The organism is Desulfosporosinus acidiphilus SJ4 (assembly GCF_000255115.2).
Classification (GTDB): domain Bacteria; phylum Bacillota; class Desulfitobacteriia; order Desulfitobacteriales; family Desulfitobacteriaceae; genus Desulfosporosinus; species Desulfosporosinus acidiphilus.
Genome location: NC_018068.1, coordinates 2,257,269 through 2,275,755, shown reverse-complemented (window position 1 = coordinate 2,275,755; position 18,487 = coordinate 2,257,269). Strand labels below are relative to the sequence as shown.

General features: G+C 41.6%; 14 protein-coding genes, 1 pseudogene and 1 riboswitch. Of the genes and pseudogenes, 5 read left to right on the top strand and 10 right to left on the bottom strand.

Going from position 1 to position 18,487, the window contains the following annotated elements; all coding sequences use genetic code 11:
- Positions 1–195: 195 nt before the first annotated feature.
- Positions 196–1,476, bottom strand: coding sequence for a 4Fe-4S dicluster domain-containing protein (locus DESACI_RS10500; protein WP_014827173.1), 1,281 nt, complete (start codon positions 1,474–1,476; stop codon positions 196–198).
- A gap of 205 nt (positions 1,477–1,681) precedes the next feature.
- On the opposite strand from DESACI_RS10500, the gene DESACI_RS10495 reads away from it, so the two are divergent.
- Positions 1,682–2,527 carry a patatin-like phospholipase family protein gene (locus tag DESACI_RS10495; RefSeq protein ID WP_014827172.1) on the top strand — a complete coding sequence of 282 codons (846 nt, stop codon included), beginning with the start codon at positions 1,682–1,684 and terminating at the stop codon, positions 2,525–2,527.
- A gap of 172 nt (positions 2,528–2,699) precedes the next feature.
- Here the strand turns inward: DESACI_RS10495 and DESACI_RS10490 are convergent, their stop codons facing one another.
- The 6 genes from DESACI_RS10490 to DESACI_RS10465 all read right to left on the bottom strand — a co-directional run bounded on the left by DESACI_RS10490 (position 2,700) and on the right by DESACI_RS10465 (position 8,977).
- Positions 2,700–3,884 (bottom strand): pyridoxal phosphate-dependent aminotransferase, encoded by a 1,185-nt coding sequence (locus DESACI_RS10490; protein WP_014827171.1) that lies wholly within the window; start codon positions 3,882–3,884, stop codon positions 2,700–2,702.
- 329 nt (positions 3,885–4,213) lie between these two features.
- Positions 4,214–4,465 carry a hypothetical protein gene (locus tag DESACI_RS10485; RefSeq protein ID WP_014827170.1) on the bottom strand — a complete coding sequence of 84 codons (252 nt, stop codon included), beginning with the start codon at positions 4,463–4,465 and terminating at the stop codon, positions 4,214–4,216.
- Positions 4,466–4,512: 47 nt separating this feature from the next.
- Positions 4,513–5,652: a carboxynorspermidine decarboxylase gene (nspC, locus tag DESACI_RS10480; protein WP_014827169.1), complete on the bottom strand. Its 1,140-nt coding sequence runs from the start codon at positions 5,650–5,652 to the stop codon at positions 4,513–4,515.
- A gap of 10 nt (positions 5,653–5,662) precedes the next feature.
- The gene (locus DESACI_RS10475) at positions 5,663–6,862 is read right to left on the bottom strand and encodes a saccharopine dehydrogenase family protein (protein ID WP_014827168.1); all 1,200 of its coding nucleotides are present in this window, start codon (positions 6,860–6,862) and stop codon (positions 5,663–5,665) included.
- Between the two features lie 156 nt (positions 6,863–7,018).
- On the bottom strand, positions 7,019–8,251 hold the full coding sequence (locus DESACI_RS10470; protein ID WP_014827167.1) for an LL-diaminopimelate aminotransferase: 1,233 nt from the start codon (positions 8,249–8,251) through the stop codon (positions 7,019–7,021).
- 495 nt (positions 8,252–8,746) lie between these two features.
- On the bottom strand, positions 8,747–8,977 hold the full coding sequence (locus DESACI_RS10465; protein ID WP_014827166.1) for a hypothetical protein: 231 nt from the start codon (positions 8,975–8,977) through the stop codon (positions 8,747–8,749).
- A 352-nt stretch (positions 8,978–9,329) separates the two neighbouring features.
- On the opposite strand from DESACI_RS10465, the gene asnB reads away from it, so the two are divergent.
- Positions 9,330–11,213 (top strand): asparagine synthase (glutamine-hydrolyzing), encoded by a 1,884-nt coding sequence (gene asnB, locus DESACI_RS10460; protein WP_014827165.1) that lies wholly within the window; start codon positions 9,330–9,332, stop codon positions 11,211–11,213.
- Between the two features lie 187 nt (positions 11,214–11,400).
- Here asnB and DESACI_RS10455 read toward each other — a convergent pair whose 3' ends face one another.
- Positions 11,401–12,747 carry a hemolysin family protein gene (locus tag DESACI_RS10455; RefSeq protein ID WP_083845580.1) on the bottom strand — a complete coding sequence of 449 codons (1,347 nt, stop codon included), beginning with the start codon at positions 12,745–12,747 and terminating at the stop codon, positions 11,401–11,403.
- Positions 12,748–12,989: 242 nt separating this feature from the next.
- Positions 12,990–13,199: riboswitch (cobalamin riboswitch) on the top strand.
- Between the two features lie 98 nt (positions 13,200–13,297).
- On the opposite strand from DESACI_RS10455, the pseudogene DESACI_RS23630 reads away from it, so the two are divergent.
- From DESACI_RS23630 to cobS, 3 genes and pseudogenes are all read left to right on the top strand, one after another.
- Positions 13,298–13,462, top strand: a pseudogene (locus DESACI_RS23630) (nicotinate-nucleotide--dimethylbenzimidazole phosphoribosyltransferase); the annotation flags it as partial.
- Between the two features lie 118 nt (positions 13,463–13,580).
- Positions 13,581–14,213 carry a bifunctional adenosylcobinamide kinase/adenosylcobinamide-phosphate guanylyltransferase gene (cobU, locus tag DESACI_RS10450; protein ID WP_014827162.1) on the top strand — a complete coding sequence of 211 codons (633 nt, stop codon included), beginning with the start codon at positions 13,581–13,583 and terminating at the stop codon, positions 14,211–14,213.
- A gap of 3 nt (positions 14,214–14,216) precedes the next feature.
- A complete protein-coding gene (gene cobS / locus DESACI_RS10445) occupies positions 14,217–14,954 on the top strand; it encodes an adenosylcobinamide-GDP ribazoletransferase (protein WP_014827161.1) in 738 nt (245 codons plus the stop codon).
- A gap of 317 nt (positions 14,955–15,271) precedes the next feature.
- Here the strand turns inward: cobS and DESACI_RS10440 are convergent, their stop codons facing one another.
- Positions 15,272–16,453, bottom strand: coding sequence for an aminotransferase-like domain-containing protein (locus tag DESACI_RS10440; protein WP_014827159.1), 1,182 nt, complete (start codon positions 16,451–16,453; stop codon positions 15,272–15,274).
- Positions 16,454–16,779: 326 nt separating this feature from the next.
- Positions 16,780–18,342 carry a sensor domain-containing diguanylate cyclase gene (locus tag DESACI_RS10435; protein WP_014827158.1) on the bottom strand — a complete coding sequence of 521 codons (1,563 nt, stop codon included), beginning with the start codon at positions 18,340–18,342 and terminating at the stop codon, positions 16,780–16,782.
- Positions 18,343–18,487: the final 145 nt, after the last annotated feature.

The following is an 18,487-nucleotide window of genomic DNA, read 5'->3' as shown; positions in this document are numbered from 1 at the left end:
GTCGTACTTAGACTTGAAGATGAAGACATTGCCTTCGCACGTTTAAGCCCTTCTAGCAGTATCGAACCGAAAGACTTACTTTCTGATTGTAGAACAAAGGAAGGACTTGTCACACAAGTCTCTTCCTTTGCTGATTTAGATAACCTTCATAAATTCCCTTACAGGAATCTTCATATAAGCTATCAAGAGGATTTCTTATACCTCATAATTTTTAATCAAAGCTAACAAGTACTTAGACTTCACCTGTTCACTTGCCATCATTTGTTTAATCGGCGGCATTTTTAAGATTGCGCCCAGGATTGCTGCCATGGCTCTGTGGCTTAACAAAGCTTGGTTATCAAAGATAAGATCATTAAGTTTTCCTTGTTCAATACTTTGCCGAACAATACGATGAACGGAATTGACGGGGGTTATAACTCGTTTATCCCGATGAGTGAGTTTTAAGGAGCCGCGATTGCATGACCTGACACAAACACCGCATCCTAAGCAAACATTCTCATCTAATTTAGCTCTTTTTAAAACTTTGCCATCTCCAATGGTTTCAGATTCGATGGACAAGGCCCCTACCGGACAGGCTTTGACACACCTTCCGCAGCCATTGCACCTGTTTTCTTCAACCACCGGCAAAAAATTTGTAGTGTTGATGCTATTTAACGTTCCAAACCGCTTGATAGCCAAAAGAGCTTCACAGCAACAACCACAGCAATTGCAAATAAAGGGTAATCCTTCTTGTTCATTTTCACCAATTTGTACTAAGTTGTGCTCATAGGCCTTTTCGAGTAAACTCATACTTTCCGAAACATTGACTTCTCTGGCATAGCCATATTTGATCAGGCTGGATGCAGTTCCCCCGAAAGTCATGCAAATATCCAAGGGAGCATCACAAGCCTTACCCATATGACTCATCTTATGTCTGCAATAACAAGTTCCAATCCCAATGTGGGAAGCCTTTTTAATAATTTCACTTGATCGTTCATAGTCCAGGATGTGCAGATCATTAACAGTGCTTAATGCTTGTTCGTTAACAAAAATTCTGCCTAATTTTGTATCCGTGACAAATAAATCACGAACAAAATCCTCTTCGACATTTAAATATTGATAATAGAGTTCTGAAAGCAGTTTCTGATTACTATTACCCTGGAGACGCATCAGTGAGAACTCAAAAAAGCCGGCCATTGGCGGAGGCAGCACAAAAGTTCTCACGCCAGCCGGGTCCTCGATATCTAACAATAACGCTCTAGAGGCGAGTTCCGTTAAAATCTTTTCCGTTTCCTTTAAATCTAACTTTAATACTTTACTTGCAGTTTCAAGAGTAAAAGGTTTTATTGGCAGCTTCGACATAAGCTCTGCTTCCTTTTCGCTCATGAGGACCTTCAGTATTTTGAATAAAGACTCAGTGGGGGGAGCCCCTTGGGGAAATCGATTGATTCGTTCGCTAAAGTGTTGATAACCGGATTTCAAAGTTCTATGTGCCATGAATAGTTCTCCTTTATGTACATCTGCAGCAAAATGGTCTAACATTAATTATATAGCAACGTGGAGTAATCTTCCATTTCTAATTTTGACACTTTTAGACAACTTAACACCTAAAAATCATGATTAGGAATCAACATAAGATCCAATGCTTATTTAAGCTTTAATGCATCACAAGAGAATATTTGTAGTAAACGAGGTGTGCCTTATGGAGAAAATTGGTCTTGTACTTGAGGGCGGTGGCATGAGAGGCCTCTATACCTGCGGAGTCCTGGAATACTTTATGGAAAATGATCTCTATTTCAATTATATCATTGGCGTTTCCGCCGGCGCATGCAACGCAGTTTCCTATATTTCGAAGCAGCGTGGTCGTAATGAAAGTGTTATTATCAATTATGCAAAAGATTGGCGCTACATGAGTCTTAGGAATCTTTTGCTTAGTAAATCATATTTTGGAATGGATTTTATCTTTGACGAAATACCTAATAAGCATGTCGCTTTTGATTTTCAAACATTTTATAGTTCACCTTGCGACTTTTTAGTAGGTGCTACAGATTGCAAAACCGGTAAACCTATCTATTTAACTAAAGAAGACATGGGAGATAAATTCCAGGCTTTGCGAGCCTCGGCTTCCCTGCCTCTTATATCCCCTATTGTGAATTATAAAGGCTACCAATTATTAGATGGCGGAATTTCAGATTCCATTCCGATCCGCAAATCTATTGCAGACGGCAACACAAAAAATATCGTTGTCTTAACAAGAAACAAGGGCTATAGAAAGAACCCGGCAAAATTCACCGGCCTCATCAAATTAGTGTACAGAAAATACCCTTTTTTCGTGGAAACGATGCTAAATCGCTATAAAATTTACAACGATACCCTTGATTATATCGAGCAGCTTGAGCATGATGGTCAGGTTCTGGTTATCAGACCGTCAAAGCCTTTAGAAGTCGGGCGATTAGAAAAGGATCCCCAAAGACTTAAGGGATTACTGCAAAACGGATATATCGATACAAAAGAATCCTATGAAAGAATTCTCAACTTTGTATCTTGATCTCAATTCAGACAGTTAACAGCAATATTACCAGACAATGGAGTATTGATAAACAACTTGAGAAAATAGTCTGAACGAAAAATCAGCCCAAAAGAACGTTTTAGTGAACGCCTTTTGGGCTTTTTTCATACTATCAGACCCCCATGCCATTTAGCGGCACCCCTGATGCTATTTACCGAAGTTCTTCAATCAAAGCCTTAAAACCAGGCAAAGCCTTTTCAATAGTTCGATAGGCTACGCAATAGGCAATACGAACATAGCCGGGGCATCCAAAAGCAGTCCCTGGTACAATGAGTATATTTTTCTTTTTGGCCAGATTGCAAAATTCCACATCGTTCTCGATGGGTGTTTTAACAAACAAGTAGAAGGCACCTTCTGGCTTAATACATTGATAACCATAAGATAGAAGTCCATTATAGAAAAGTTCACGATTTTTGTTATAAGTTTCAACGTCAACTTTAGCATTTAAACATTTAGCGACAACACGCTGGAATAAAGAGGGTGCGTTCACGTAACCCAAGATACGATTCGCAATATTTGCCGCCATCTGTATATTTTCAAAATCAGCCGCCTGATCAGGAATTACCAAATAGCCTATGCGTTCGCCCGGCAAGGAAAGAGATTTACTGTAGGAGTAGCCAATAATCGTATTCTCATAATACTTTGTCACATAAGGAACCTCAACATTATCATAAGCCAACTCTCGATACGGCTCATCGGAAAATAGATAGATATCCGTGCCAAATTCCTTTTGCTTGCTTCTTAAAATGTCTGCAAGCTTAATGATGGTCTTTTCTGAATAGACGACCCCTGTGGGGTTGTTAGGTGAATTTATGATTACCGCTTTTGTCTTCTGTGTAATTTTTCCTTCGAATTCCTCCAGATTTGGTTGAAAATCACGAGTATTTGGAGATATGATGACTAATTCGCCCTCATAGTTTTTGACATAGCTTCGATACTCACCAAAAAAAGGTGCGAAGGTAATAACTTCATCCCCTGGGTTAAGTAAGGTCTTTAAAATAACATTCATGCCACCGGCAGCACCGACGGTCATAAGTATGTTCTTCTGTTCAAACGCAGTACCAAATTTATCGTTGATAGACTTAGCGATGGCTGCCCTTACATCTTCAAATCCTGAATTGTTCATATAGCCATGAACACTGTTGGAACTTTCCGAGTTTATTATTTCAAGAATTGCTTCCTTAACATCCGCCGGTGGTTCAACGCTTGGGTTTCCAAGGCTGAAATCATAAACATTTTCAGCTCCATGAATTTCCGCCAGTCGTTTCCCTTCCTCAAACATTGCTCGAATAATTGAGCTGTTTTGAACCTGCTCTTTCATTTTAATGGATATCATTGCCCTCAACCTTTCTTTTATGTAAATGTTTGTCCAATCTGCGATTTTGATATCTCATTATACCACTGAACAGGATAACTTGTTAAACCATCCCAATTACAATTATCACAAAAATTCTCTTTCAAGTTCTACCACAAAATAACATTTTCATCATCTAATAAGGGCCGCGTCAGAGGTATGGAGACTGTCCTAGAGTTTGTCCATGATTCGCGGTTTGCCCGGGTCGCAAGAGGGACTCCGTGGCCATGCAAAAACCTACCCCCTTCTTAAAATATCTTGATGCTAAGATATTTCTCAAGGAGATAGGTTATTACTGATTGAAAACAAGATCAAATTCCGTGAGCCAATGTTTCCCTGGATAAATTCTGACGCCGAACATACTCATGATAAGAGTTTCTCGACTTTGTCAATATATCGAGCCATTCCTCGTTTGTAAACAAGGAGGTCATCTGAGATTGATTCTTAAGAATCAATGAATATTGACTAGGATACTCCACCTCGATTACATCCAAAATTCCCGCCGGGAAATACTGGACGCGCTTTCGGTTTTTCAAACTTCGGTAATCCTCTAAATTATACATAAAATACCTCATCAGTTGGTTGTCTTATCTTATTATAGCATAAAATCTTAAGAAAGACGTTGTTTAAAATCCTGATAACCAAATTCTCTGATGATTTTTATTCCTTGTTCTTCTTTAAAAAGAGCTATAGCCGGAAGGTTGACGCCATTAAACATATTGTTCTTCACCATAGTGTAGTGAGCCATATCACAAAATACAAGCCTTGTCCCAATGTTTAGAGGTTCTTTAAACGAATAATCTCCAATGATATCGCCGGCAAGACAAGTATGTCCCCCCAGTCTATAGGTATAAGGATATTCACCCGGTTTTCCGGCATCAATCACATTAGGCCGATAGGGCATTTCCAGGACATCCGGCATATGACAGGCTGCCGAAGTGTCTAGAATAGCATTTTTCATACCGTTCTCAACAATGTCAAGAACACTGGCAACCAGAAATCCTGTATTTAAGGCAACTGCTTCTCCTGGTTCAAGATAAATCTGCACTCCATATTTATCTTGCAGCCATTTTATGGAACGAACTAATGTTTCAAGATCATAATCAGGCCTGGTAATGTGATGTCCCCCACCCAGATTGAGCCATTTCATAGTTTTAATATAGGGTCCAAATTTCTGATCAACTACTTGAATCGTTCGTTCTAAGGTATCGGAATTCTGCTCGCACATGGTATGAAAATGAAGGCCTTCAATACCATCGAGTTCCTCAGGCCGAAAGTTAGCCAGGGTAACACCCAGCCTGGAATTCTGATAACAAGGGTTATAAATTGGGGTCTCAATCTCGGAATATTCCGGGTTGATGCGAATACCGCAGCTAATTTTTTGAGCTCCCTGCTGTTGCACCTTTTCTTTGTAGCGATTCCACTGGGAAAAGGAATTAAAAACGATATGATCACAATTTTCCATGATACCGTCAAATTCCTCTTCAATATAGGCCGGGGCAAAGATATGAACTTCTTTTCCCATTTCTTCCCGCCCGAGTTTAGCTTCGAACAAGGAGCTGGCAGTAACCCCTTTCAGGTACTTACTAACCAATGGAAATACGGAAAACATGGAAAATCCCTTTAAAGCAAGGAGAATACTGCATCCCGTACGTTCTTGTACGGAATACAGTATTTCAAGGTTTTTTAATAACAACCGTTCATCCACAATATAGCATGGAGATGGCAAATCATGAATATCAAAATCCAATTACTACACCTCAATCAAGGAGCGTTGGCATAAAACTTTCCTGCCAAGGCAGACCACATTTGTTAAGCGCTTCCATGAAGGGATCGGGATCAAATTCTTCAACATTAAAGACACCAGGTTTTTTCCAAAGGCCTTTGAGCATCAACATAGCCCCAATCATGGCCGGAACACCTGTTGTATAAGATATGGCCTGAGATCCTACCTCGGCATAACATTCTTGGTGATCACAAACATTGTAAACGTAATAGGTTCTGGGTTTTCCGTCCTTAATTCCTTGGATAATGCAGCCGATATTTGTTTTCCCTTTCGTTCTCGGCCCCAAAGAGGCAGGATCAGGGAGTATCGCTTTTAAAAATTGCAGGGGAATAATTTGACGTCCTTCAAATTCGATGGGCTCAATGGAAGTCATGCCCACATTTTCGAGAACACGTAAATGATTTAAATAATTATCCGAAAAGGTCATCCAAAATCTGATCTTCTTAACTCCCTTGATATTAATTGCCAGGGACTCCAATTCTTCATGATACATGAGATAAATGTTTTTGGGACCAATTTCGGGAAGGTCGTAAACTTTTTTCACGGCAAGAGGAGGCGTTTCAACCCAAGAACCGTTTTCAAAGTACCTTCCATTCGCCGTAATTTCTCGAATATTGATCTCAGGATTGAAGTTCGTTGCAAAAGGATAACCATGATCGCCGGCATTAGCATCAACGATATCAATCGAATGGATTTCATCAAAATAGTGCTTCTGAGCATAGGCGCAAAAGACTCCGGTAACTCCAGGATCAAAGCCGCTTCCTAACAACGCAGTCAACCCGGCCTGAGCAAACTTTTCCCGATAGGCCCATTGCCATTTATATTCGAATTTTGCAATATCCGGTGGTTCATAATTGGCAGTATCCAAATAATCAACACCGGCTGCTAAACAGGCATCCATAATAGTCAAGTCCTGATAGGGGAGCGCAAGGTTCATGACAATATCCGGTTTAAAGCTTTTGATTAGCTCAACAACTTCATCGGTGTAATCCGCATCAAGCTGAGCCGTTTGAATTTTTGTGCGGCCGCCGGATAATTTATTTTTAATTGCTTCACATTTCTCTAAAGTTCTGCTGGCTATACATATTTCCTCAAAAACGTCCGGATTCTGGCAACATTTATGTATTGCAACACTAGCCACTCCGCCAGCACCGATAATCAAAGCTTTCCCCATATCAACAACCTCCTAAATCACTTGTACAGCAATGCAAATTATACCTAAACCACGACAATTTAGCAATATCAGTCTCGAAAAATAAAGAAAAACAAGGGAAATTCTTTAAATTCTCCCTTGTTTTTATATAACCAACTATTTCTATTAATATTCCGCTTACATTCTCGTCTTTATTCTCTCAATCGCTCGGAGAGTATTTTCGCGGGTGCCAAAAGCTGTTAGACGGAAATATCCTTCCCCGTTGGCTCCAAAGCCAGCTCCCGGTGTACCTATGACATGAGCGTTGATCATCAGTTTATCAAAGAACTCCCAAGAACCCATATGATTGGGGGTCTTCATCCAGATATAGGGAGCGTTGACTCCACCGAATACCGTATAACCAGCTTTCTGTAATCCTTCACGAATAATTCGGGCGTTCTCCATATAGTAATCAATAGTCTCCCGAATCTGCCGCTGTCCTTCTTCCGTAAAAATGGCGGCAGCGGCTGCTTGTACCGGATATGAAACGCCATTAAATTTTGTCGTTTGTCTCCTTAACCAGAGCTGATTAAGGCTATGAGCTTTGCCCTGAGAATCGTAAACTTTTACATCCTTCGGTACGATAGTATAGGCACATCGGGTTCCAGTAAATCCGGCTGTCTTGGAGAAACTTCTAAACTCAACGGCAACTTCGCGGGCGCCTTCAATCTCGAAGATACTGTGAGGAACTCCTTCTTCTTGGATATACCCCTCATAGGCCGCATCAAATAAAATGATGGAGCGATTTTCTCGAGCATAATCCACCCATTGTTTCAATTCCTCTTTAGATAGAGTCATACCCGTTGGATTATTAGGAAAGCACAGATAGATCATATCTACTCGAGTCTTGGGAAGAGATGGTTTCATTCCGTTTTCTTCAGTACAGGGAAGGTAAACGATGGCATCGTACTGTCCCTTCTTACTGTCATAAAATCCTGTCCGTCCTGCCATAACATTGCTGTCAACGTAAACAGGATAGACCGGGTCTGTCACAGCCATAATGTTGTTGAGTCCAAAAAGTTCTTGGAAATTTGCTGTATCACTTTTCGCTCCATCGCTGATAAAAACCTCATCGACAGACAATTCTACGCCTCGCGGAATGAAATCATGATTCATTATTTTCTCTATAAGAAATTGATACCCTTGCTCCGGCCCATAACCCCTAAACGTTTCAGCCTTACTCATCTCTTCAACGCCTTGATGCATGGCCTCAATGACTGCAGGAGATAATGGGCGGGTTACATCGCCGATTCCCAAACGGATAATGTCTGCTTCCGGATTGTCTGCTTTAAATTTATTTATCCTGCGGGCTATTTCTGAAAAAAGGTAACTCCCCGGTAACTTTAGATAATTCTCGTTGACAAGTGCCATATGTATTCAAACTCCTTTATTTTTTCCTTTTATATGTTACAAATTATATTTACAGTGCGAAGATTTTGCAACTAAATCAGTAAAGTATACAATTTATGCCGCCAAGAGCGCTGATTGGCCAAAAGCAAAATCTGAATTATAGAGTTATCACCCTATACCTCAAAATAGTCTTAAGCTTTTTAGGAACGGTTTATACCCGGCACAGTAACAATAATCGAACAAGCCTACGGCAAATACAATTCCTTATAGGCTTTTCCGACATACCTAGAACTAGCTATGCCCAGTATAATGATTTGTAATTAAATCCCCAGAGAATATGATAGTAGTCGATGTGAACTCATCTTCGAATAGTAATACCTCTCAAGATTTTATTGTTTAATGGAAAGGGGAATTGCTCTCCGAGCACTTGATGCTCGTTTTGCAGCCCCCCCTTTAAGATTATGAATCTCAGTGAATAACGCTTTCTAGATTAGGATTTAGTAATCTCTAAGGATATTATTCTTCTGTTGATAGCTCGATAACTTCACGTTCCGGTTCAGACTCTTCCTCCTCAGACTTGTAGGAATTACATTGACATTGACTGGGTTTTTCAAGTTCCCATAAGATAAAGACCAACATTATGACTGTCACTGCCAATTCATAAACTATAATACCGCCGATCAAAATCGGCAAGCTGTCTAATTCCTTAACCGATTTGCAGGAACAACCTAGTTTATTTTCAGTCATAGCCATTACCTCCCCTACAGTGATACACTTACCTACAAGTTATTCCATAATGTTCCATTTAGAGCATGGCTGATCTTCTTAAGATAAAATGTTCTCTCATCTTCCTTCGAAAGAACCTCACTCTTTTGACTCTATGCAAAGAATACCTATAATTGTCGCAGCTTGAAATAAATATATAGAAATTCTCGGCACTTGAGTGAATTTGGCAAAACAACTCGATGAATGGTGTAAATTAGAAAAAATATGATTCCCCAAATCAAAAGCGAATCCGTAAACTATTGCATGCTCAAAGCATATAGTGTAAGGAGTTAATTGATAATGATTATCTTTTAGATAGGGGGAAGAATTAAACATGTGCGGTATTGTTGGCTGGATTGATTGGAAACGAGATTTGTCATCTCAAAAAGAGGTACTGGGGAGTATGACTCAAACTCTTACACCCCGCGGACCTGATGCTGAAGGGTACTGGTTCTCACCTCGCGCTGCTCTTGGTCATCGTCGTTTGATAGTTGTTGATCCTGAAGGCGGACTGCAGCCTATGACCCGACAACGAGGAGAACATACTTACACTCTCATTTATAATGGTGAGCTGTATAATACTCAAGATATTCGCACAGAACTTAAAAGTCTCGGCTATCAGTTTGAAGGTCATTCGGATACTGAAGTCGTGCTTGTCTCCTATTTAGAATGGGGACCGGCTTGTGTGGAGCGCTTCAATGGGATTTTCGCTTTTGGCATCTGGGACAGTAAATCTCAGCATTTATTTGCTGCAAGAGACAGGCTAGGGGTTAAGCCTCTCTTTTACAGCGAACAAAAAGGTTACTTACTTTTTGCTTCGGAAATTAAAGCCCTGCTCAAACACCCAGGAGTTACTCCTTTGATCGGGAAAAACGGGTTAGCAGAAGTCTTCCTCATCGGTCCCGCCCGTACTCCCGGCAACGGTGTCTTCGAGGGGATATCCGAATTAAGACCTGGACACAGTATGCTCTACTCCAATAACGGCTTGAAAATCCACCAATACTGGGCTTTGCCGAACAACATCCATACTGATGATCTTCCACAGACGGCGACAAAAATCCGCAACCTCTTTCTTGATACTGTCCAGCGTCAATTGGTCTCTGATGTGCCGATTGGGACCCTTCTTTCGGGTGGTTTGGACTCCAGCGCCATTACTGCCATTGCTGCCAATACGGTTGCCTATCAAGGAAAAGGCCCCTTGCCAACCTTTTCGGTGGATTACGCCGACAATGACAAGTATTTCAAACCTAATGATTTTCAACCCGATGCTGACGGTCCATGGATAAAACGAATGTCCGAAGCTTTTTCTACCCAGCACACGAATTGTACATTTAAGATTCCCGATCTTGTGGATGCCCTGAAAGCTGCAGCATCGGCGCGTGATCTGCCGGGTATGGCTGATGTCGATTCTTCATTGCTGCTTTTTTCCCAAGAAATCAAAAAGCATGTTACAGTGGGTCTCTCGGGAGAATGTGCAGATGAAGTATTTGGAGGTTATCCTTGGTTCCATCGCCCGGACTCTCTGGCTGCGGAAACCTTTCCCTGGGCACTTCACGTAGAAAATCGCTTACAAGTGCTTTCTCCAGAATTAATAGAATTTCTTCAGCCTTACGATTATATCAGACAGCGTTATGAGGAAGCCTTAACCGAAATTTCAAAGCTTCCCGGCAGCGCTCCGACACACCAAGACAGCAGAACCGTCACAGATCATCAACGCGAGGCTCGAATCCGGGAGATCTCTTATCTAACTATCACTCGTTTTATGCCTACTCTGCTTGATCGCAAAGACCGAATGACCATGGCCACTGGCTTAGAGGTGAGGGTTCCTTTCTGTGACCATCGCATTGTAGAATACGCTTGGAATATTCCTTGGGAGATGAAGGCTTTAGATGGAAGAGAAAAGGGACTTCTCCGCCATGCACTAACAGGTGTTTTGCCGAAAGATGTACTTTGGCGCCGTAAAAGCCCTTATCCCAAAACCCATCACCCAGAGTATCTGCAGTCTGTACGCAGTTGGCTGAGAGAAATCGTTTCTGACCCTTCATCACCCTTGCTCCCCCTCATTAATCTTCCTGCCTTGGAAGATCTCATGAAGCTTTCAGATGCTATGCCCTCAGGACGCCCATGGTTTGGCCAACTTATGGATATACCTCAACTTTTTGCTTTCTTAATTCAAGTGGATTTTTGGCTCAGGGAAAAGGAGATTCAAATCCTCTGATACTAACTCAGCCAAGGGAGTCATTGTAAGAAAGTTTTTCAAATCAGTATATGTGCAAAAAAATAGCCCAAGAGTACGTTATTTGATATGCTCCCGGTCAAGGGGAGCATATCATTTAACGACTTCTGGACCATTTCTCTATCTATCTCAAAAGGTGCTCGTGCAAATGCATCTTGCGACAACCTGCTCATTTCATTTTATCACCCTCATTTGTTTCAACATCTATAGGTTCTTCTATTGACTGCTTTTTCGTAACCTTAACTTTCGTTATTCTGAAACCATTGACTTCAAGCACTTCAAAGAGAAATCCATCAAAAAAAATAACGTCACCCTTTAAAGGTTTGCGGCCTAAGCGGGAAAAAACGTAACCGCCAATGGTCGATACCGTATCTTCCTCAAGCTGAATCTCAAGTAACTGCGATACTTCTTCCATCAAAACTCGGCCATTTAAGATATATTCTTGATCGTTCAGCTTTTCAATAGGAGGCTGCTCTGATTCAAATTCATCGTAAATTTCTCCAACCAGTTCTTCCAGCATATCTTCAATGGTCACAAGTCCTGCGGTTCCGCCGAATTCGTCAACAACCACTGCCATATGCGTTCGTTGACTTCGCATAGCCTGTACTAAGTGGGAAATTGGCATCCCTTCGGGAACGGCAAGAATGTCACGTTTAATTTTTGTTATATCCTTCTCTTCAGACTGTTCTTGGAGCCAGAAAATGTCCCTCATATGTACTAATCCTAGGACATGATCTTTGTCATCATCACAGAGCAAATAACGAGTATGCCCATATTTCTTAACAACTTCAAGAATATCGGAAAACTTGTCCTGAACAAAAATACAAACCATGTCCTGGCGGGGAATCATTACCTCACTGGCAATTCGGTCGGAAAACTCGAACACATTATCCAAAAGTTTCCCTTCCATTTTATCTAAATAGCCGTGTCTTTGGCTGGCATCAACCAACATCCTCAGTTCTTCCTCGCTGTGGACAAGGTCCTGTTCATTGGCCGGTTCGATTCCCCAGAGACGCAGGACCAAGTTCGCGAGGTTGTTGAGCGCCCAGATTACCGGATAGAATACCCTATAAAATCCTTTTAATAAACCGGCTGTTGCCAGAGCCGTACCCTCATCCTTTTGGATAGCTATAGATTTAGGAACAAGTTCGCCCAATACTATATGTAAGCAGGTAATCAAGGCAAAAGCAATAATTATGGAAATGGTTTCAGTATACAGCCTCTCCCATACGCCCAGGCCTTTAAACAAAGGTTCGATCAGTGCGGAAACAGCAGGTTCTCCCAACCAGCCTAAACCCAAAGAAGCCAGAGTAATCCCCAGTTGGCTCGCCGAAAGATAAGCATCGAGTTTTGAGGTGACTTCCAAAGCAGTCTGTGCCCGACGGGACCCGTTATCAGCCAATTCAGCCAAACGGGTTTTACGGACTTTAACCATGGAAAACTCCGCTGCCACAAAAACGCCATTTATAACAATTAATAGAAATGCGAATAAAACCTTGAAAAGGCTCCAAAACAGACCTTCTATGACACTCTCCTGATTAGGTTAAGTTAATCATCTAACCTAATCTTTTCCTTTCTAAATATTTCATTCTTATTGATTCATTGATTAATTATTTTTAATCAATTTATATTATACGTTTTTTATGTCATAGTTTATTATATATACAATTTATTTTTTAGTAAAATAAGACATCCGTGAGAGATAATCCAATTATCACATTACTTCTTGAGAATTACCAATTAATGTGATATTCTATTGGAAATTAATCCATTTTAGGTGCCCTTTGGGGAGAATAGGGAAGTTCGGATAAAGCAAACCAGCTGAAAGTTATGCTTTCTGATAGTAAAAACCGACGCGGACCCACCACTGTAGTCGAGGAGCCTCGCTGACCACTGGCCTAAGCCGGGAAGGCTGCGAAACGGCGATGATTCGATAGCCAGGAGACCTGCCTAAAATGTTGACGGCTTCCCAAACCTTGGGAAGCGTCGGTGACGATGGCAAAGTCCCGACCACATTGATTTGTGGCGGGACTTTGCCTTTTTGCTATCCAATTCAATAAAGGAGGAAAAAGCTTGGAGGAATTCAGCGAACTTCTCAGCCCCGAATCAAGAAAAAAGCTGTTCTTTTAATGGCTGATGATCATGGTGTGGTCGAAGAAGGCGTTAATGCCTTTCCTCAAGAAGTTACTCCCCAAATGGTGTATAATATTATTACAGAGGGGCTCGATGTGCTTACACATTCTGAATGAGATAGCAACCTTTAGAGATGCGGGGGGCAGCGAAAAATAAGTTTAGATCCACATCTATAGGATTAATATATCTGACAATGAGGGGAGTCGTTGAAATCTAATGTCTCAATTTACCCTTATCACAGGAGGATCACGTAGCGGTAAAAGCAGTTTTGCCGAACTATTAGCAGCTCATAGTGCTTCTCCCAACCTGCCTGTAACCTATATTGCAACGGCTCAAATCTGGGACGAAGAAATGGCTTCTCGAGTCAAAAAGCATCAGCTTCAAAGGCCTGCTGCTTGGCAGTTGATCGAAGAGCCCTTGAATATTCGAGAAACCTTGCTCAAACTAAAAAATGACGAAGGAGTTATTCTACTGGATTGCGTCACTCTCTGGCTCACAAACCTTCTGCTTGCCGAACAGCCTGAACAAACACACCAGGCTGGGCAGACGACCCCTCAGTTTGATCAGAGCATATATGAACAAATTGAAGTAAAAATCCTGACAATAGTTCAAGAGGCAGCAATAATAGCCCAAGAAATTAAACCAATCGTCATTTTTGTAACGAACGAAGTTGGACAAGGTATTGTTCCGGAAAACCCTTTGTCTCGAGCATACCGGGATTTAGCCGGACGATGTAATCAAGCGCTTGCCAAAAAAGCAGGTAGAGTTTATTGGGTGATTGCAGGTCTTCCTATGGAAATCAAGAAGCCTGCTGAGACCCTGCTCTCTTCTCTGCACAAGGAGAGGTAGCCTATGCGAGGATTTCTCATTGCTCTCACGTTCTTAACCAGACTTCCTTTACCTTCCCCTGAGGTAGAGGTGACTTCCGAGGAATTTGCCGGAAGTTATCGTTATTATCCACTGGTAGGGCTCGTTATAGGTTTCTTCCTCTGGCTTATAGCCAAAGGATTATACCACTATTTTCCGCCTCTGGTGCTGGGCTCCATGCTCTTAGTTGGTGAACTTGTACTTACAGGTGGACTCCATCTCGATGGTTTTATGGACAGCATGGATGGGTTATTGTCTGCTCGAAGCCCGGAACGGATCTTGGAGATCATGAAGGACAGCCGAGTGGGAGCTCATGCATCCATGGCTCTAGTAGGATTACTTTTGCTCAAATTCTCCCTGCTGGCCAGTTTAACTCCTTCCAAATATCCCCTCCTCCTAATAATGCCCATGTTTTCCCGTTGGGTCTTTCAAATCGGTGTCATTGCCTTCCCTTATGCTCGACCTCAGGGGTTAGGCAAAGGATTTCATGAAGCAACTCAATGGCTGACCCTTCTTATCTCAGGCGGCTTTGTTTGCCTAATTTCTTACCTCTTAACCGGCATTGCCGGCCTAGTCTCATTTTTCATCTGTGTTGCTGCAGTCATCCTTTGGGCACATAGAGTCACCTCCCTTTTAGGTGGATTAACAGGTGATCTATACGGTTCCATCATTGAACTTTCTGAAGTACTTTTCCTTTTTTTTGCCTTTCCCTTTCTCCACTAAAGAGTACTGGACATTTCCCTAACTTTCCCGCTGTTAATCCATCGACCCGATCGTTGAAAATGTTCTTAAGCCAAACTTGACAATCATTCCAAACATGAGCCGACGTGCGATTACAGGCAAAGAGACGGTTAATGTTCATCAATTCATCTCGCCACCTATAGAGGATGGGTGTCTTCTCCCCGCAAGAAGATAAAAGCGAAGCGTTCTCACTCCACTTTAACTGATATACCCGCCTTTAGATCAAACAGTTCCACTGCTTATCTTCATGGGGATTATCAGCCTGTGATAGGAGAACGCTTCTTTTTTAATCTCTTTGGTTACAGGGAATGAGTAGATGCTTGTCCTAAAATCGCACGTGCTAAACGCTGAACTCCCTCTTCAATAACTTCCGGCGTCGAGCAGGAATAGTTCAAACGCACCTCCGAAGTTACACGCTGGTCCGTATAAAATAGCGCACCGGGAACATAGAGGACATTTTGACGTATCGTCTTTTCCACGTAATCAAAACTGTTGGCAATATTTTTAAATCTCGCCCAGAGAAAGAGACCTCCCGAAGGAACGATCATTTCTACTTCGTCACCTAAGTGCTTTCCTATAGACTCAACCATAGCCTGCCTTCGTTCCTTATAGACTGTTCGTAAGGTTTGAATATGATCGGGAAGTACACCTTCTTTTAAAAACTCCAGCACAGCGCGTTGTGTAAGATTATTACTGTGCAAGTCTACTCCTTCTTTTGTTTGACAAAGATGATCAACAATATCTTCATCCGCAATTACGTATCCTACCCTTAGTCCGGGGGCTAGAACTTTTGAGAAAGTTCCCAGATAGATGACATTTTCACCCAAATCTACTAAATTGGGTAAAGCTTCTCCCTCAAAACGCAGCTCTCCGTATGGATTATCTTCAACGATCATGAGATTATAAATTTGAGCTACCCGCAAAAGCTGCAGTCTGCGCGCAAGTCCCATAACCTTACCGGTTGGGTTCTGGTAGTTTGGAATAAGATATAAAAATTTCGGCGTTACTTCTCCAAGCATCTTCTCCAGTTCTTCGGGTATGATCCCTTGGTCATCACAGGGAATCATCCTGAATTGCGCCCGAAAGGCTTGAAATGCTTGGATAGCTCCTAGATAGGTCGGCATTTCTAAAAAAACAACGTCTCCTGGATCTAGGAACGTTTGAGCCAGCAAACTCAAACCTTGTTGGCTTCCGGTAGTTACAACCACATTTTCCATCTTTGCTGATTTGCCGTTTCTCGTATGCTGCTTGGCCAGCCATTCCCTTAGAGGCGGATGCCCGGCAGTCTGTGCATATTGGAGAGCAGATTTGCCTTGTTCTTCAAAAACTCGCTGGAAACTGTGCTTCAGGACTTTATCCGGAAAAAGTTCATGGGCCGGTAAGCCACCGGCAAAGGATATCATATCCGGATTCTGGGCTGCTTTTAACATTTCTCCGATAAAGCTTTCCCCTGTATTTTCCATCCATTTTGCATACTTCATCGCCAAATCCTCCTCAAATCCTCTGATCTATGTCACATTTAGGAAATATTCTTTCTTGTAATATAATTCACCAGAATATAATTCTACTTTCTATAACAATCTCCTGCTTAGATTTCTATAATTACTTTAGTTGTCTATTTCCCTATTCTTCCCTTCGTATCTTTAGAAGAATACGTGGTCACTGAGGTTTTTTAAATAACACTCTATCTCCGTGATTCTATTCTTCAGTAATGCCTCTGAGCAGCATGGAGGTCCGGTAGTAAGAAAGGCCCAAAAAGCGTTAGTAAAAACGTCCTCTTGGGCTGATGTTTCGTCCATACTATTTATTATCGAACTGAGACCATGTCACTCACAACGATCTGTCCCTTCCCATTATCTTTACCAATATAGAGACGTCGATCCGAAACTTTATACAATGATTCATAGTCCTTAGATTCTGTTGGAAATTCAGCGACCCCAATAGTAACGCCCAAACCAAGCTTTTCAAGTTCTAAGTTGTTTTTCAGACGTTCAATAATCTTAATTGAATCTTGACCCGCCTTTAAATCCGTAAGTATCACTGCAAATTCATCTCCACCTGTTCTGGCTACAATATCACCTAAGCGAACAGATTTTTGCAAATTATGGGCCAGGTGAATGAGCGCAAGATCTCCAGCAGGATGCCCCTTGGTATCGTTCAAATTTTTAAAGCCATCTATATCAAGCAGCAAAAATTGAAAGGTTGTACCGCGCCTTAAGGTATTTGCCATTTCCCCTAAAATCCTCTGTTCAAAGCCCTGGCGATTCAATATACCGGTCAAACCATCCGTCGTAGCTAAACGTCGCAGTTCCATTCTTTGTCGGATTGTTTCTAAGGACATACTTAGCATCCTCACAAAAGCCGAAAGTATCTCTTGAGTATATTGAAGATCCCTAACCCCTGATTCCATAAGCCATAATTCCCCGACAATTCCATGATGGGTAATGATGGGATGAATAGAAATCTTTTTCACAGGATAGGGAATATCCCATTGATCTGATTCTTCCAGATCTTTTAAGGACGGGGTAGATGATGGAATATATCCGGTCGGAAAATGACATTCTTTATAACGATTTATCCACTCCTGCCAAACCGTTTCATACTGTTTAAGGCGGCCAAAAGAAGAGCCTAAGATCCACTCACCCTTTTGTTCCATATGAAAAAAGCCTGCTTCAAGATATAAAATTTCCATGGCCATTTCTCCGGCTTCAGCTAACAACTGTTTCTCTGAAACGGCTTTAACCAGAATTTCGGTACCTCTTAAAAGCAGAGACAAGGCCTGCTCACGCTCCAAAGCCGCCAGATGCAGCTGTTGTTCATAGACATTAGAAGAAATTAGAGGCATGAGCTGCTCCAACCAATAGATACTATTTTCATCGAAAGCAAATGGGTCAGCACTAAAGAGAACTAATAAGCCGAATAAGCAGCCATAATGAACAAGCGGGACACATAAAATCCGGCGTATCTTAAATTCCTGTAAATTTTCTCTCCACTCTGAAAAAGAACAACTAGCGTTTAATTCAGCAGGACGATATTCATCCCCTGTCTCGTCAATCTCATGAATTTCAATTTTGGGTTCAAAAGCAGTATTGCCTTCCATCACCTTTTTTAAGATGATCTGAAAATTAAAAGGAAAAAAGCGCTGCTTCAAAAAACTCTCTTGTTGTTCAGTGCGCGCACTAATTGTCAGAGAACGAAATTTATTTTCTTTAAATAGCCAAATACCTGCCATTGTCGAATTAAAAAAATCAAGCCCTCTTTTAGTCAAAATTTTTAGGGCATCTTCAAAATTTTCTTCACGATTAATTTCTTGGAGAAGTCCGAAGATGTCTTCGGGTTTCAGACGATAGGCCTGAGTTTGGACCGACATGGGCTGATCACCCTTTCACTCTCACGTCATAACCTATTTTAACACAAACTCAGAGAAGGAAAAGACATTTACATAGTTATCATCTAATCGCTGCTGTTCAAAAGTGCGCATAGTATGTTAGGATTAAGATAAGGATCGAATAATC

Coding starts and splice junctions, on each gene's coding strand:
- DESACI_RS10500 (WP_014827173.1), bottom strand. CDS start 1,476: ATGGCACATAGAACTTTGAAATCCGGTTATCAACACTTTAGCGAACGA.
- DESACI_RS10495 (WP_014827172.1), top strand. CDS start 1,682: ATGGAGAAAATTGGTCTTGTACTTGAGGGCGGTGGCATGAGAGGCCTC.
- DESACI_RS10490 (WP_014827171.1), bottom strand. CDS start 3,884: ATGATATCCATTAAAATGAAAGAGCAGGTTCAAAACAGCTCAATTATT.
- DESACI_RS10485 (WP_014827170.1), bottom strand. CDS start 4,465: ATGTATAATTTAGAGGATTACCGAAGTTTGAAAAACCGAAAGCGCGTC.
- DESACI_RS10475 (WP_014827168.1), bottom strand. CDS start 6,862: ATGGGGAAAGCTTTGATTATCGGTGCTGGCGGAGTGGCTAGTGTTGCA.
- DESACI_RS10470 (WP_014827167.1), bottom strand. CDS start 8,251: ATGGCACTTGTCAACGAGAATTATCTAAAGTTACCGGGGAGTTACCTT.
- DESACI_RS10465 (WP_014827166.1), bottom strand. CDS start 8,977: ATGACTGAAAATAAACTAGGTTGTTCCTGCAAATCGGTTAAGGAATTA.
- asnB (WP_014827165.1), top strand. CDS start 9,330: ATGTGCGGTATTGTTGGCTGGATTGATTGGAAACGAGATTTGTCATCT.
- cobU (WP_014827162.1), top strand. CDS start 13,581: ATGTCTCAATTTACCCTTATCACAGGAGGATCACGTAGCGGTAAAAGC.
- cobS (WP_014827161.1), top strand. CDS start 14,217: ATGCGAGGATTTCTCATTGCTCTCACGTTCTTAACCAGACTTCCTTTA.
- DESACI_RS10440 (WP_014827159.1), bottom strand. CDS start 16,453: ATGAAGTATGCAAAATGGATGGAAAATACAGGGGAAAGCTTTATCGGA.
- DESACI_RS10435 (WP_014827158.1), bottom strand. CDS start 18,342: ATGTCGGTCCAAACTCAGGCCTATCGTCTGAAACCCGAAGACATCTTC.